This window comes from Sphingomonas sp. SFZ2018-12 (genome assembly GCF_022496715.1).
GTDB lineage: Bacteria > Pseudomonadota > Alphaproteobacteria > Sphingomonadales > Sphingomonadaceae > Sphingomonas.
The window spans coordinates 143,567-158,547 of the sequence record NZ_WTFM01000004.1; the positions used below are offsets into that span (position 1 = coordinate 143,567).

Consider the following 14,981-nt stretch of genomic DNA (forward strand, 5'->3'; position numbering starts at 1 on the left):
GCCGTGGTGGAGACACCACCATTCCCGGGGGCCGGTAGCGGCCCGTCGAGCTCTGGCCCGCCGCGTTCGGGACGCGGCTGGGGATCGCGTGAGGCGAGGGTTGATCTCGCCGGCAGGGAGACGTGTGCTGTCATCATCCTGGTCACAGCGGGTCGGGATTATTGAAGTTGATGCGCGTCGGCAGCTTGCCGTCAGGGCGACGATGAAGGTCGATGCCGTTCCCGCCGTTGCGCGGGAACTCCATGAGCTGCGCCACTGTCTCGTAGGTCGTGCTCGACCCGAAGAACTTGCGCGGCCCGTGCCAAAGCTGGCCTTCGGCGACGCGCATGCGCCAGGTGCCGACGGGAGCGGCCAGTTCCACGCGATCGTTCTTCTGGACGTAAACCGATAGGATATGCTGGTCGGTCTGCGGGTCGAAGAGCTGGACCACCGCGTTCGCGGCCGCGGTTGTCACCGCCATGCGGGATCTGAGCAGCCTCGGATCAAGGTCTCGCCATACCGTGACGCTGCCTGACGCGGGGAAAGCGACGGCCGGGCTCGTATCGGGAAGCCACCCTGCCCGCTTCATCTCGCGGTACATCGGGATGAGGGTCAGCAGGGCTGAAAGGCCGAGAATCCAGCCTTGGATCGGGTGCGCCCGAAACTGCCGTCCCGCCCGGTAACGGCCCGTCTGGTAATCGTGGCCGCGGTTCTTGTCCTCGAACCAGGCGCCACCATGCTCGACGCGCGACTTGCGGTCGTTCCAGTACGTGCCGCCGAGGCCCTGCCGCTTGCGGTAGCGGTCGCGCATGTAGTCGCGGTCATCGAGACCCATGTTGGCCTCGCTGCGCTGGTTGCTTGGCCGCAGGCGGGACGAAGGTGCCACCGTCGGTGTGCAGACTGGCTCCGATGAGGCCGCACCCGATCGCCCACGCGCCGGTGAACGCGGCGAGCGCGGCAACACCGATCACCGCGACGCGAAGCGGCGACCGGCGTCGCCGGGGCCCGTGGATCCTCGAGGAGCGGGCGGGTCCGGCCTCCAGCACGACTCCGTCGATAGGACGGCCGTCCAGGCGGGTGACGCGGCCGGGCCGAGGCGCTCGCATGTAATCGCGGTTTCCGAGGCTCACGCGCCGCCTCCCGCGTGACCGTAGACGCCGTGATCGCGGTGCATCGCGATCTTCAGGAAGACGAGGCTCTCGACCAGTACCGCCATTAGGGCCGCGCACTCGCCCCATCCGACCGTCGGCGACCTGTCCGCCAGACCGGCCCATGCAAGGAGGGCAACGCCAGCCACGGTCCCGAGCCGGACACCCAGCCGCAGCCCGCGGGGGAGCTCGCAGGCGTTCGGCCGCCGCATCCAGCTCGGGCCGGCGAGGTTGCCGGCGAGGTACAGCAGCGCCGCGGCGTAGATTGCCAGGACGATCTGGGTATCAAGCATGGCTTGCCTGCCGATCCGCGATCGAGATCGCACCAACGGAGCCTTCTGGGTGGAGCAGCGGAGCGAGCGCCTGCCGCACGTTCGCCAGCGTCGGCTTGGTCCGGCCGGGGATGCGGATGGTCGTGTAGCCCGCGCGCGCCGTCATCGCGTCGCGCTTCGCGTCGCGGGCGGCATTATGCGAATAGTCGTCGACCTCGATCAGGGCGACGATCGCGCCGGTGTTGCGGTCCTGAACCACGAAGTCGACGATCTTCTGCGAGAAGCTGTTGCGGTCGGCGTAGGAGGGCTTGCGGCCGAGCCGGCGTGGAACCTGCAGGAGCGCGCCCATCGCGACCTGGGCATGGACCCGGTGCGCCGGCAGGATGCGCTCGATCGCGGCGAGCATCGCCAGCTCGCGGTCGGTGAGGAACCGCTTCGCGACCGGGGCGGGTGGCCCGCCAAGCCCGAGCGTGTTCTTCAAGAGGGTCAGCAGCGCGAGCCCGCAGACGATGAAAACGAGCAGCGCCACGGGTGAGCCGGCGATGTGGTTCATGGGTTGCGAGCTCCGCCGTTATGGGGCGCCGCCGAACCGTCACCTGGCGTCGATACCGCCATCCACTCGCGCTGCGGGATCATGTCCGCGGCGGTGATCGGGTGATCGCGAGGGGACGACTCCGGGCCGGACAGGGTCGCGAAGGCTACATAGGCAGCGAGGCCGAGCCCGCCGAGGCCCAACGCTTTCCAGAAACGCCATAGCGCTCGATGCTGGCGCGCGTCCGGAAAGACGCGTCGGGGCTTTACGATGGCGGAAAAGGCCGGCTCCATCGGAGGGCGGGCTGTCCAGTCGATACCGCCAACGGCACGCTCGATCCGCTCCGCGGCGCGTTCCGCCGTCACCACGGCTCGCACGATCCGGTCGGTGTGCTCGTCGGAAATCGACCTTATCTCGTCGCGGACGGTCGACTCGGTCTCATGGCCCGTCATCCAGATTTCGTGAGCCGTTCTTTCCCGAGCAGCGCCCATAGCTCGAAGTACGCGCGAGATTTTCCAGAACGGATCGTTGCTGCCGTATCCCGCGTGCTCGGCGAGAGCACTGGCTAGGTCGCTCAGATCTCGACCCTGGAGTTCCAGCATCGCCGCGCGCTGTCGCCAATCGAAAGCGTCATCCTGATACATTGCGCCGTCCTCGAATGAACGGCGCGGCCGGTCCGCCCAGCCGCGCCGGCCTGCCTGTCACCACCCGTCGCGCCGGCCCTCGCCGCTGTCCTTGAGCTCGCGGCGATCGAGGTTGGAGCGCCGGATCTCCAGCTCCACGCCGTCGCCGGTGTCGCGGGTGCGGACGTCCCGCACGTCCACGTTGTTGCGCTTGGCGAAGTCCTCGGCCGCCTTGGCGCTGCCGAACTTGCCAACCTCGTCGAAGTCCCATCCACTCATCGTCGTCTCCTCGCATGATCCGGCGGTCCGGCCGGGCGGTCTTCACAGATCGAGCCCCAGGCTGCGTTCCGGCAGCGGCGGCAGGATGTCGCCGCGGTCGGGCTTGAGGTCGGGCGGTGATTTCAGATCGTCGACCTTGGGCAGCGGCGTCTTGCCCGTGCCGTCGGCCGCGGGCGGGGCCGGCTCGCCGGGCAGCAGCGGCAGGTCCTTGAGGTCGATCGGGCCGGGGTCGAACTTCTCGCGCGGGCCGGCACCGGGCGCCTGCGTTCGCTCCCGGTCGACGTCGAGCCGGCCGATCGTCTCCAGCGCGGAGGTCTTGTTGCCGGCGTTGTTGTCGAGTTGCCGCTCGAGCTTCTCCTTGTCGTCGAGCACCATCGTCAGCTCGTCGCGGACGCGGGTGACGCCGACGTTGAACAGGCGCTGGTTGGAGAGATTGCGTTCCTGGCTCGACATGACGGTGATCGCCTTGTCGGTCGTGATGCCCTGAGCCATGTGCATGTTGAGCGAGTAGGCGAGGTCGAGGCGCGACAGCATCGGGTCGCCCAGGTCGAGGGTCAGCCTCTCCTTGCCGGCGGTCTCGACCGTGACGCCGTTCGCTCCGATCGTGAGAACGCGGGCGAGCGCCGAGTTGTGGAGACCGCGGTCTTTGTCGTTGGCGGTCCAGCGGATGCGGTCGCCCTCGCGGAGGTGGAGATCCTTCTTCTCGCTGAGCTGCAGGCGGTCGCGCTTCTCGGTGGGCGACAGCTTCTGCGGGTCGAAGCGGATGCGCTTGGTGCCGAGTCTGAGGTCGACCTTGCCGTTCGGGTGGACCTTGTCGACGTCGTAGCGGCCCGCGGCGAGGCCGACGTCCTGCCCGCCTCCCCTGCCCACCTCGAGCGTCTGCCCGGGCTGGTAGGTCGAGGCGTAGCGCAGTTCTTCGCGGGTGGTGTTGACGCGCTCGTAGACGGTGAGGTGGATGCCGTCGCCGCGCACGCTGCCCTCGCTGGCAAGCCCGTCCTGGATGCGCTGGTTGATGATGGCGCGCGAGGAGCGGCCGGAGGCGAAAACCGCCGTCGCCTCGCGGTCCTCGGGCGAGAGGCCGAGCCACATCTCGGCCGCGTGGAGCGCCGGGCTCTGATGCTCGATGACGCTGTCGCCGAGCACCTTCATTGCCTGCCCCGCCTCGCCGACATTGGCGAGGGCGGCGACCGTGCGGAGCTGGTCGGTGCGCTGGCGGATGTTCTCGTCCATCCGGGCCATCGTCCCGCCCCCCGCCTGGATGAGCGCGAACGACTTGCCGGCGTCGATCGAGGAGAGCTGCTGCCGATCGCCGACAAGGACGAGCTTGTCGACGCCGAGCGCGGCCGAGATCTGGTGCAACTTCAGCATGTCGTCGCTCGACACCATCGAGGTCTCGTCGACGACGAGCATCTGGCCGGCGAAGGTGGCGCGGGCCTGGTCGTAGGCGTCGCTCTGCCGGTTGGTGAGGTGCCGCTCGTTGGCGAGGATGAAGGAGGCGATCGTCTGCGACTTGATCCCGGCACCCTCGGCCAGGTCGGCGACCATCTTGTTCTGGAAGGCAAGACCGGTGACGGTGCGGCCTTCGGCTTCCGCGACGCGTGCGACCGAGTGAAGCATGGTCGACTTGCCCGCGCCGGCGATGCCCTGCACCACCACGGTCCGATCCTCGGACGAGACGATCAGCGTCGCGGCCGCGAGCTGGCCGGGGTTCAATTCGCGTTCCGCGACCGCCTGTAGCCGCTCAGGAGCCGCGCTGGCGTCGATCATGGGGGTAGCCTGCCCCCTGCCCTGCTCGACCGCCTTGAGGATGCTCTCCTCGGTCCTGAGCGCCTCCTGCGTCGTCACCATCCGGGGTCGCGTATCGTTCTCGCGCGCCTGCCCGGCGATCAGCTGCCCGCGTTCGACAAGCTGTCCGATGCGACGCTCGACATGATCGATCGTGACGCCCTTCAACCCGAGGTCGAGGGCTGTCTTGCCGAGCAGGTTGACGTTGAATGCCGCCTCCCGCTCCGACAGCATCCGGACGGCCGACGCGACGGCGAGCTGCGCGCGCGCCTCGGCCGGCGATTGGGTGATGCGGCCAAGGCCACGGTCGACGAGCGGATCGTGCGGACGAAGGACCCCACCCAGCTTGTCCCACGCGCTCGTGACCGCGTCCGTGACGGCCCGATAGCCTCGCTCGAGCGCACTGCCGGGCGCCCGTTCCTGTGAGCGGGCAAGTGCCGCGTCGAGAAGCGCCTTGCCATCGAAGCCGAGCGCCGCGGCCTTCTCGGTCCACGCTTTGCCGAGCGCTTCCCGATCCTCAATGTTCAGCTTGGGATCGCGGGTCCGGGCGGTGACGTCCCGGAGGCCCTGGGTGCTCTTGATGCCGAGCTCGGCTGCCTTCGCCAGGATGTCCGTCCGGCGCTGGCTGAACGCCTCGATGACAGCCTTCGGCACGCCGGCGATCTCGAAGGTGCCGTGCTTGCCCTTGAGCTCCACCTGGTAGCCGAGCTTCTCCATCTCCTCGCGCAGGAAGGCGTGGTAGATCGAGCCGATCACGGAGTTGTTGCTCCAGATCTTGTCGGCATGGAGCGCCTGCCACTTGCCGTCGGGCATCTTGGTCAGGTTGGCGATCACGGCGTGGATGTGCGCCTGCGGGTCCAGCGCGCGGCTGGTGTCATGCTGAAACAGGGCGAAGACGAGGTTCCCGGTCTTCACCGGCACCTTGCGGCCCTCAACGTCCTTGCGGCCCTCCGCGAGGTTGCTTTCGATCCACCCCATTGCCTTGGCCGCGGCCTTCATGGTGGCGCCGTTCTCACCAAGGATGCGCTTGTCGCCGGTGATGTAGGCCAGCACCGAGACCGACTTCGGGGCGGAGAAGGTGAGATCGACCCCGGAGCGCCGATTGTCGACCTGAGCGACGGCCTCGCCGCTCGGCAGCACCCCATTCAAGATGCTCTCGAACGCGTCCTTCGTGACCTCGCCCGACAGCCCCAGGTCGGCCGCTCCCTCGCCGCCCCAGGCGCTGATCTCCGAGCTGCCTTCGGCCGTGTAATAGTCGTCCTTCGCGAAGTATGTTGCGGCGCCGGATGCGGAGCGGACGGAAGCGACGGAGAGCACCGGCTAGATCCCCATGTCCATGCCGTCGGTGTCCCGGCCTGCGGAAAAGTCCTGGCGCAGCTCGATGATGGTCTGGTCCTCGACCTGAGGGGCAGCGTGTTGGCTCCGGGCGTCCCGCCGATCGTCGCGATCGCGGGCCTGCGCGGTCTCCTGATCCGGCCCGCCACGCGCCGCCTGGGCACGGTCGGCGGCATGCTCGCGGGGGGTGTCCCCTTCGTTCCGATCGCTGTTGTTGTCGCGTGTCCGGGCGGTGCCCTCCTTCTCCTCCTCGACCTCGCTCAAGAGGATCCGGGCGGCCATGTCCTTCGCCACATTGACGGGGTCGGAAGCCTCCTCGATCACCTGCAGCGAGCCATCACGCCCGCCGGCTTCTTCCCCATCCTCCCCATCGAACACCGCATCTCCGCGCTTGGACCGCACAGGCTTCATGTCGGGGCGCGGCAGGAAGCCGTCGGCGACCTGCGGATAGTCCTTCCAGACGAGCTTGATGCGGGCGGCGGGGAAGCCGTCGGGGAACTTCACGAACCCGTTCATCGACGGCAGGTTCGTGATGTCGTCGGCGATGACGAGCGGCTCGACCTGTTTCCTCGGGGTCAAGGTCGAGGCGTCGCGGGTGTTGTTGTAGCCGTAGCTGTAGGCCTCATCCATCTGGCGGACCTCGCGGTTGCCGATGTAGCGGGCGCACTGCTCTGCCGTGTCGAGATCGGCGGTCGCGAGGATGAGCTTGGAGCGGGCGAGCGAGGCGAGGTTCCGAGCGCCCTGCTCGCCGTAAACCTCGATCAGTTTCTCGAAGCTGTGAATGCCGAGGATCATGGCTCCGCCGAAGGCGCGGGCAGTCTGGAGGCCGTTCTCGATCGCGGGCAGGCGGTGGAGCGCGCCGAGCTCGTCGAACATGAACCAAGTCCGCAAAAGGCGGGTCCGGGGCATGGTCATCAGGCGATTGATGGCGAGGTCCATCCAGAGCGTCAGCAGCGCCCGATTCATCGGCAGGTCGACATAGTTGGACGTGATGAACAGGATTGAGCCGGGCTTCTTCTCGCCGGTGATCCACTCCCGGATCGAGAAGCGCGGACCCTCGTCGGGGAGGAAGCGGAGGACCTGCGCGTTGGTGTTGAAGACGGCGCGGATCGACTCCGCCATGCGGGCCGCTTCCGGAGCGGTCAGCGGATCCGCGATCGTGTTCTGGAGGTAGCGGTGGACCCGCTTCAGGTCGGCCGTCATCAGGTGCTCGGAGAGCGCCAGATTGGTGGTCTCGCCCTTCTCGATCAGCTTGACGCACATCTCGATGAAGAGGGTGCGGGCGGCGAGCGCCCAGAAGGGTTCCGACGAGCCGCCATCGGACGGGATCAGCGCCGCTGCGGCGGCGGTGAACTCGCTATGGGTCTGGCAGTCGTTGAAGATGGACCAGGCGGGACAGCGCCGGTCCATGGGGTTCAGGATCGTGTCCCGATCGGGGTCGTAGAAGGCCTCCACATAGGCGCCGGTCAGGTCGAAGATGACGGCGCTGTCCTGGCGGTCGCGCATCTGCTTGACGAGGCTGCGCAGCTCGGTGGTCTTACCCGAGCCGGTCGTGCCGATCAGCATCGTGTGCGACTGCTCCATCCGGTGCGGGAACGGGACGCCGGCGAGCGTGTAGGGATGGTGGAGTCCGCCCGCTTTCCGTTCCACGAACGGCAGCTGCAGGACCCGCTTCGGCGGCACGCCCGGGAAGCACTCGCGGACCTCCTTTTCAAAGGCCGCGTAATTGTGCTGGGAGACCTCGGCGAGCAGCACGTCGCGCTCCACCAGCATGGCTCCGCGCTCGTGCCGCTCCTGCAGGATCGACTTGCCTCGGCGGCGTGAAATATCGACGAACCAGATCGTCAGCGGGATGGTCAGGAAGATGCTGACCAGGAACGCGCCGAGCAGCCCGCGCATGGCGACGCTCCACGCCCTTTGGACGTCGGGAATCTCCTGCACGACGGCCATGATCGTGTGCCGGACTTCACCGCTCGGGAGCGTCACGTTGACCTTCTTGGTCGGGTCGAAGCCGATCCAGTCCCAGAGCATCGCGTAGAGCTTCATGCAGATGAGCTGGAAGCCGTGCTCGTCGAGCTTCAGCCCCATGATGACGAACCATGCTGCGGCGAAGGCGAAGAACCACAAGACGACGGGCATTTTCGCGCCCGAGAACCACATCAGGAGCTCGTGGGTGAGGAGCTGACTCCCTCGGGTGAAATTGCCCGAGTTGCGCTGGACCTTGCCGCGCGCGGAGTGGTGGTGGAGCGGGATCGCCCGGCCGTCGGTGCGGATGTCGCTACGCGCCATGGTACTGCTCCAGGCGCTTGTCCGTGTTGGCGATGATCCGTTCGCGGAACTCGGGATACTGCTCGCTGATGATGACGTCGAGAGCGAGCTGCATGAACTCGCTGATGCGCGCCATCCGGCGGTTGCTGTTGGTGACGACGGCGGCGGTGCCGAGATATGCCGCGACGGCCGTCCGGATCACCTCGGAGGGCTTGCAGTTCTGGTTCGCCGCGAGCGCGAGGATGCGCTCATACTGCTCGCGTTCAAAGCGAACGGTGCAGTGCCGTGTCGTTGAGGACAAGCCAACCTCCTAGCAGGGAGGCTGGTGGGGATCGAAGAAAGCGATGCCACCTATACGCGATCGCGTGGACGGCGGCAAAGAAAATCAGTATAGGCCAGACCGTGTGTTACGTCGTGGGACGCCTAAGCGGCTGTAATCCCACGACAATCGGGTCCGGCTAGGGCCGTCCCACATTGTCCCACACGTCCCGCGACCGCTAAGACTCTGTAAACGCAGGTAAAACCAGCACCTTCAGGTGCGTTCGGTGTGCATATCTACTAGGACTGATCCGTTGGTCCTGGGTCGTGTTGGTCGTCCATTCATGGGGATCGTTCCGGGGTCCGGCTTGGCATCGTCCGCCCTGTGGGCGGAGGGGTTCGGACCGCGATTCCGGGCGCATAAACAGGCGTGGAGCGATCCCGTCCGGCGCGCCTGGTCGCCAGACCAAGCGCGCTCATCGAGCCCGGAGCAAAGCGACGGGATCGGCTCGGCAGGGATCGTCACCCGAAGGGCGAAGACGGCGCAAGGCGGCGGCTTCGTGAGCGGGCCGAAGGCCCGCGAATAGAGCCCGTGCGGCGGACCCGGAGGGACCGCCGAGCCGCCCACAACCTTCTTCTTCCGAACCGGCTTCCCAGCCGCTACAACACCCCCGTTCGCAGCCCGATCAGCTATGAACAGCGAGGCCATCATGGCGCGTACAATCGAACAGGAAATGCAGGCGCTCGAAGAGGAGGAGCGGCGGCTCGCGGAGAAGCGGGAGCAGCTCGCCAAAAGGGCACGGGACGAGGCGATCAAGTCGGTCGAGAAGACGGGGTTGCTGAAGCTCGACGGCAAGCGGCTCGAGGCTCTCACCGGGCGGATCAAGACGCTCGGAATCGAGGAAGTCGAGAAGCGGCTGGCGGCGTGAGGCCGGTCTGCCGCGACGTCAGTCGCGGCACGGGCATGGGGGGCTCGATGCCCCTCATGCCCGTGTGCCCTGACAGCAAAAAAGGGGAGAGGCGTTGCCGCCCCTCCCGATCGCTTAGAACTCGTCGGACATGCCGCCCGGGACCGTGTGAACCACGCGGTCGATGACCCTCATCGGCAGGGCGTCGTAGTCTCCCTCGTCGATGGCGATGAACCCGTCATTTTCGTCCTCGATGACATGCTGGTCGAAGAAGCTGTGGAGGGCGCGGCGCTCCGCGCAGGCCACCGCGGCGAGATAGGCGGCGTGCTCGTTGGCGATGGACGTCGAGATGATCTGCATGGGAGCCTCCTGCTGTCTTGAGTGACAGCGGAGCGGGCGTCGGGCGTCCGGGATCGGGTCAAGGACCGCCGGCACCGCCGGCGGCCGCGTAGCGGGCGACGGGGGTGCCGATTTTGTCGCGGTTGCCGTGGAGCGCAGCGGAGCGGCGGCCGCGGCAAAATTGGGGGGACCGTCGATCCTTGAGGCGGTCCCGGACGCCTGACAGAATTGGACGTCAGTGAGAGATATTCATTCTCCGGCCCGGCCGATGCGTAGCGACGTGCGGCCCGGCGGGGCCGTGCGGAAGCGAGCGAGCCGGGGCGGACGCCGGACCCCGGAGCTCAAGCGCAGCTGGCATGAAAAAGGGGCGCCACGCCGATGCGCAGCGCCCCTCCGCGGTGTCGAGTGAGGGAGGCTCAGGCCCACTCGAACCGCGAGCTGTCGTCCGTCTCCGCCGTCGCGATCAGTCGCTCCAGGCGGTCGGCATAATGGTCGATGTTCTGTTCCCGCATCCGGCGTCGAACGGCGGGGTTGTCGAGGCGTTTGCGGACCTCCGCGACGGGCAGTTCACCGACGCTGTCGGGGCGCAGTCCGAGGCTCTCCAGCAGCGCATAGGCATTGCCGCTGGCGAGGTCCATTTCGACGCCGAGATCGGACGTGATGGACGGTCGCATCGCGACCGGACCATCCGGCCGGCTGCGGTAGAAGGAGACGCGCCGGCTGCGGAACTGCGCCTCGTCCAGGACCGCGATCACGTCGGCGGCGAAGTCGAACACGCGTGCCATGCTGGCGAGAGCCAGCGGGCAGACGCGAGCCTCGAAGCTGTAGGCGAGAGGGGTCTCCTCGTCGTCGTCGGGGTCGATCAGCGCCAGCCCGAGACGGCTTCCCTCCGCGCGAAGCAAGGAGCGGAAGGCGGCGAGCTGGCGGGCATTGATCGTGGCGATCGGACCGTCGCGATCATCGGCAGCAGTGGCAATGCGAAATACGATGGACATCTCGACCTCCCTTGGTTCGATCACATCCCTCGTTCCCCCTCCCCTTTGCTTCCCCGGGGCCGTCGCGCTGCGGGGGTGCCGACGGGCGGGCGAGGCGTAGCAAGCGGGCAACCCGAAGGGGGTTGCCGCGATGCGAGCGAGCCCGCCCGTCGGCGGGTCATCGTCGCTGGTGTTCGGTCGTCGCCGGGCTCTCGTCGCGGATCTCGATGGTCTCGCTATCGCCGTCGTCGCGCACGAGGGCGGGCTTGCCCGAACGAGCTGCGTCGACGGCGGCGTCCTGTGGCCAGTCGCCATAGTCGCGCAGCACCTTGGTCATGTGCGCTTCTGCGGCGAGCCGGTGCGGGTGATCGATGATGATGGTGTCGAAGGAGAGCGACTGGTGGACGGTTCGGATCGGCATGACAGGCTCCGATTTGAGGCGCGGAAGGGATCGCCGGCGAGGCGTAGCGAGTGGCAGGCGCCGGCCTGCCGCGACGCGAGCGAGCCGTGCCATTGTGGGTGAAGCGGAAGCGCAGTCTCAGGCGGCGCGATGGGGCTCGATGCCCCGGAGCGCCGCACCGGCATGACGTAAAAGGATGGGAGGAACGCCGGCCGAAGCCGACGTCCCTCCCGGGTTGCGCTCAGGCCTGCTTCGCAGAGGCCTGGTGCGCGAGCTTCACGATGTGGAGCGGCACGTTCGCCTGCCGCAGCTTCTGCGCGAGATTGGCCTGGATGCCCGTGCCCTCGCAGACGACGGCTTCCACCGGCTTCAGCCCGAGGATGCGTTCGTTGCGGATGAACGCTGCCCGGTTGCCCGCGCTGCGGTCCAGCATGAACTTGATGACCTTCACTCCGCGGGATGCGGCCCAGGCGTGCGCGATGGCGTCGGCACCCTTGGACTGCGCGGTGGTCGCGAGGATCATTTCGGGGATGCGCGCCTTGATCTTGTCGAGGCCGCGGAAGAGCAGGTCCGCGTCGTTCCAGTCCTTCTGACCGCCGGAGAAGGCAACCACCGGACCCTCGGGTGCGAACTGCTCCCGGCGTTCGCGGCTGCGTGCGGCGAGATAGTCCCGCGCGTCGATCATCGAGGCGGTCAGGCCGCTCGAGACCCGGCTCCCACGGACCGGCGAGAAGGGCTTGCCGGTTTCGACGCGGTACACCTCGGCGGCGTGGTCGCGCATGCACTCCATCGCCTCGCGGCAACCCTGCAGCGTCTGGCAGAGCGTCTGCGTCTCCTCCAGCTCGGTCGCGTAGATCTCGCTGGGGTCGAAGGCGCGTGCGAGATCCCGCAGCTTGTTCGCCGCGTCGTCCTCGCGTCCCTCGATGCGCTTCGCAACGACGTGGAAGCTGTTGGCGAAGCCCCACGCGAGGTCTGCCGCGAAGGGCTCCATCCGAGTGTCGCGCAGCACGTCGAACATCGTCGCCATCATCATCTCGACGGCGGCCCGCACCTGCTCCGGATCGGGCATGTCCAGCTGCTCCGGCGCGTCGACGACGCTGAGCTTGGCCATCTCGCTGTGCTCGATGAACGCGCCCTCGTAGGTCTGCGTCAGGGTGTCGTTGCGGCGCTCGTCGGCAACGAAGCTGGCGAGATCGGCGAAGTTCGTGAAAGTGGTCATTTGAGCCTCCAAGGTGTGATGTTCTCATCTTCTTGATGAGGCTCCTCCCCCGGCATTCGGTGGTCAGGTCGGTCAGGGACGTTAACCGGGAAGCCGGCGAGCCTCGTGCTCGCCGGACCCCGGTTAACGCCGCGAAGCGGGGCGTGGGGGAGCCGATTTTCTCGTGGTCGGCCCGCAGGGTCGGCCGCGTGAAAATTGGGGGAACCGCGCATCCTTGACCGGCCTGAATCCCCGGATGCCAAACTAGGAGGTCAGAGAGAGAGTTATTGGTTTGAGGTGAGATACGACGACTGCCCAGGGGACCCGGCCGCCCCAGCGGCCGGTGCCACGATGGCGTCGTCGGATGCGGTTGGCAGTTGAAGTGCTGACCGATCGCCGCCTGACGGCGAGCGGGGTGTCAGTTGCTATCGCCCCGCAAGGGGATCGTTACCCGAATGGGCGGAAACCCGCCTGCGGGGTTCCGGTCGGCGCAGCCGACTAGAGCCCCGGTCCCGGCAAGGCCGGGATGCGTCGCACCACTCCTCTTTCCTCCACTCTCTCCTCGACCTGGCAGCCTCGAAAGGCCCCGGTCCTCCTCCCCTCCCAACCCCGGGGCGGACCCTGTCCGGAGAGGTCAAACCGTTCGTGGCGGGTCGTACTGGCGTCGACGGAGGAAGGCCCGCACGCGGAGGTAGCGGAGCAGGAGGTGGACACCCATCCAGCCGAAGAAGGCGACAACAGCCGGCGGCCGAGCGGCGCTCTCCGGGTCGATATGCGTGATCGCGATGACGGCGAGGCACCCGATGAACAGCAAGCGGCCCGAGCTGGTATCTCGCTGGAACAGGGTGGTGGCGACAGCCTCCAACGTGCGTCGCATGGCGAGCTCCTCGCGGGGATCGATCGGGTGGTAGCACCGGCGCGGAAGAGCAGCTAGCTTCTGTCTTTCCAGGGCGCGAGCAAGCGGAAAGGGGCGGCTTTCGCCGCCCCCCGCGGGTCAGTAGAACTCGACCCGGTCGGCGATGATCTCGCAGCCGTAGCGGTCGACGCCGTTGTCCTGCCACTTCGTGTAGTGGAGCCGGCCCTCGACGGCGACCAGGTCGCCCTTCTTGCGGTTGTTGGCGATCGCCTTGGCGAGGCCATTGAAGGTCGTGACCTTGTGGAACTCGACCTCCTTCGCGGTGAAGCCGGTCTGCGGATCCTTGTAGGTCTTGCCCTCCTTGTCGAGCTTGGGGCGGTCCGTAGCGACGATGATGGTGGTGATGTCGGTGCGGCCGGCGGTGCGCAGCTCGGGGTCCTTGGCGATCCGGCCGACCAGGTTCACGTTGTTCATGTAAGCCTCCTTGTGCCGGCGGCCTCCCCGCCGGTGCCACTGGTGGGCGGCGGCCGGGATCGCGTCGCACCGCGCGGGCGCAGCCCGCGCGGGGAACCTCCGGAGCGAGCTGGCGCGGGCAGGCGCGCCGAAGGCGCGACAACACGGGCTCGTGGAGGAGGTTGCGACGCGGTCGCGGTCGCCGCAGGTGGCACTGCGAGGCGGGGCGGCTTCGCCGGCGCCTCAAAAGAGGCTGGAATGGGCAATGTGGACCGACCAGGGCGGTCCTGTCGCCAAGGTCCCCGGGCGATCAGCGCACCGCGGGCCGCACCGGCATTGCCATCTGCGCGCCGGACCCAGCGAGAGGGGGCAAGCCCTACAGCGAGCCGCGATCGGCCGCGATCGAGGTCGTGGGCCACTCCGGTCGCGGCACGGCCCGCCGGCGAATGCCGGCAATCGCAAGCGGGGCGCTGGCGTCGAGGGTGGCGCGCGCGAGGTGGCGACGTCGGCGCCGATCGCCCTGCGAGAGCGCCTTCGGGTCGTTACTGACCCGCGAGGGGCGGCATCTGCCGTCCCGATCGACACGCGAGCGTCAATACCGCAAGGGGATCGTCACCCGTATGGGCGGAAACCCGCTGGCGGGGTTCCGGTCGGCATGGCCGAGCCCCGGTCCCGCCCGGCCTGAGCGAGGCGAAGGATCGGGCGGGATGCGCCGATCAATGCGGCGTGTAGTCCCGCGGCTCGCGCGCGATGCGGAGGATCGAGTCCGGGCCGGGCGCGTCTGGACCGGCGTCGGCGGACCAACGGCCGAGATGGTCCATGTAGAGCCAGAGGCTCGCCAGGTCGTCGTTGATGAGGTCGTCCGTCATCGACGCTTCGCGCGCGAACTGCTCCTCGAGGGCGGTCCAGTCGAGCGCGTCGAGGAACCGCTCGCGTCGAACCGCGAAGCGGGAGAGCGCGGCATAGTCGCGTTCGGCGATGGCGAGGTGGTGTTCGAGGGAGATCGGCACGGCGGCGGCTCCTGTCGGTGAGCCCGTGAGGGCGAACAAAGACAGGGCCCGCCTCGCCGGGGGGAGCGAAGCGAGCCCTGCAGGTCCGCGCGCGGGGGCTTGGACGCGCGGTGGGGAGGAGAAAGCCGGGGTGGGAGGCACCCCGGCCGGTCCGTCAGACCGTCTCGGGCTCGGCCGGCTGCGCGGCGCGGCGGCGACCGCCCTTGGCGGGCGTCTCCGGCGCGGCGCCGAAGGCGTCGCCGGCGGTGGATTCGCCGAGGCCGTCGCTGGCGGCACCGGCGGGCTCGCCCGTGCCCGCACCGTCCTCGGTGCCCGGGAACGGCGGCAGGCCGTCGTCGCCGCCCTTGGGCGCCATCGCGGCCGT

At 68.1% G+C, this 14,981-nt stretch carries 16 protein-coding genes and 1 pseudogene; 1 reads left to right on the forward strand and 16 read right to left on the reverse strand.

The genetic code is table 11. The features are described 5' to 3' along the window. Positions 1-142: 142 nt before the first annotated feature. From GO308_RS15210 to GO308_RS15245, 8 genes are all read right to left on the reverse strand, one after another. Positions 143-814 (reverse strand): hypothetical protein, encoded by a 672-nt coding sequence (locus GO308_RS15210; protein WP_240886040.1) that lies wholly within the window; start codon positions 812-814, stop codon positions 143-145. Between the two features lie 291 nt (positions 815-1,105). Then, positions 1,106-1,420 carry a hypothetical protein gene (locus GO308_RS15215; RefSeq protein ID WP_240886041.1) on the reverse strand — a complete coding sequence of 105 codons (315 nt, stop codon included), beginning with the start codon at positions 1,418-1,420 and terminating at the stop codon, positions 1,106-1,108. Then, positions 1,413-1,952, reverse strand: a complete 540-nt coding sequence (locus tag GO308_RS15220; RefSeq protein WP_240886042.1) for a DUF2726 domain-containing protein — start codon at positions 1,950-1,952, stop codon at positions 1,413-1,415. The genes GO308_RS15215 and GO308_RS15220 overlap by 8 nt, the downstream gene beginning before the upstream one ends. Continuing rightward, positions 1,949-2,575, reverse strand: coding sequence for a hypothetical protein (locus GO308_RS15225; RefSeq protein WP_240886043.1), 627 nt, complete (start codon positions 2,573-2,575; stop codon positions 1,949-1,951). Before GO308_RS15225 ends, GO308_RS15220 begins: the two co-directional genes overlap by 4 nt. A gap of 57 nt (positions 2,576-2,632) precedes the next feature. Then, entirely contained in the window at positions 2,633-2,833 is a 201-nt protein-coding gene (locus GO308_RS15230) for a hypothetical protein (protein WP_240886044.1), read from the reverse strand. Between the two features lie 42 nt (positions 2,834-2,875). Then, positions 2,876-5,935, reverse strand: coding sequence for a MobF family relaxase (mobF, locus tag GO308_RS15235; protein WP_240886045.1), 3,060 nt, complete (start codon positions 5,933-5,935; stop codon positions 2,876-2,878). 3 nt (positions 5,936-5,938) lie between these two features. Further along, entirely contained in the window at positions 5,939-8,242 is a 2,304-nt protein-coding gene (locus GO308_RS15240) for a type IV secretion system DNA-binding domain-containing protein (RefSeq protein ID WP_240886046.1), read from the reverse strand. After that, a complete protein-coding gene (locus GO308_RS15245) occupies positions 8,232-8,522 on the reverse strand; it encodes a hypothetical protein (protein ID WP_240886047.1) in 291 nt (96 codons plus the stop codon). Before GO308_RS15245 ends, GO308_RS15240 begins: the two co-directional genes overlap by 11 nt. Positions 8,523-9,189: 667 nt before the next feature. On the opposite strand from GO308_RS15245, the gene GO308_RS15250 reads away from it, so the two are divergent. After that, positions 9,190-9,408, forward strand: coding sequence for a hypothetical protein (locus GO308_RS15250; protein ID WP_240886048.1), 219 nt, complete (start codon positions 9,190-9,192; stop codon positions 9,406-9,408). 114 nt (positions 9,409-9,522) lie between these two features. Here the strand turns inward: GO308_RS15250 and GO308_RS15255 are convergent, their stop codons facing one another. From GO308_RS15255 to GO308_RS15290, 8 genes and pseudogenes are all read right to left on the reverse strand, one after another. Beyond that, a complete protein-coding gene (locus GO308_RS15255) occupies positions 9,523-9,747 on the reverse strand; it encodes a hypothetical protein (RefSeq protein ID WP_240886049.1) in 225 nt (74 codons plus the stop codon). 395 nt (positions 9,748-10,142) lie between these two features. After that, positions 10,143-10,721 (reverse strand): hypothetical protein, encoded by a 579-nt coding sequence (locus GO308_RS15260; protein WP_240886050.1) that lies wholly within the window; start codon positions 10,719-10,721, stop codon positions 10,143-10,145. Between the two features lie 157 nt (positions 10,722-10,878). Beyond that, positions 10,879-11,121 carry a hypothetical protein gene (locus tag GO308_RS15265; RefSeq protein ID WP_240886051.1) on the reverse strand — a complete coding sequence of 81 codons (243 nt, stop codon included), beginning with the start codon at positions 11,119-11,121 and terminating at the stop codon, positions 10,879-10,881. Positions 11,122-11,341: 220 nt separating this feature from the next. Further along, positions 11,342-12,319, reverse strand: coding sequence for a DUF2493 domain-containing protein (locus GO308_RS15270; RefSeq protein ID WP_240886052.1), 978 nt, complete (start codon positions 12,317-12,319; stop codon positions 11,342-11,344). Positions 12,320-12,932: 613 nt separating this feature from the next. Continuing rightward, positions 12,933-13,175, reverse strand: a complete 243-nt coding sequence (locus GO308_RS15275) for a hypothetical protein (RefSeq protein WP_240886053.1) — start codon at positions 13,173-13,175, stop codon at positions 12,933-12,935. Between the two features lie 117 nt (positions 13,176-13,292). Then, on the reverse strand, positions 13,293-13,628 hold the full coding sequence (locus tag GO308_RS15280) for a single-stranded DNA-binding protein (RefSeq protein ID WP_240886054.1): 336 nt from the start codon (positions 13,626-13,628) through the stop codon (positions 13,293-13,295). A 695-nt stretch (positions 13,629-14,323) separates the two neighbouring features. After that, on the reverse strand, positions 14,324-14,617 hold the full coding sequence (locus GO308_RS15285) for a hypothetical protein (protein WP_240886055.1): 294 nt from the start codon (positions 14,615-14,617) through the stop codon (positions 14,324-14,326). Positions 14,618-14,771: 154 nt separating this feature from the next. Next, positions 14,772-14,981: pseudogene (locus tag GO308_RS15290) on the reverse strand (DUF736 domain-containing protein); the annotation flags it as partial.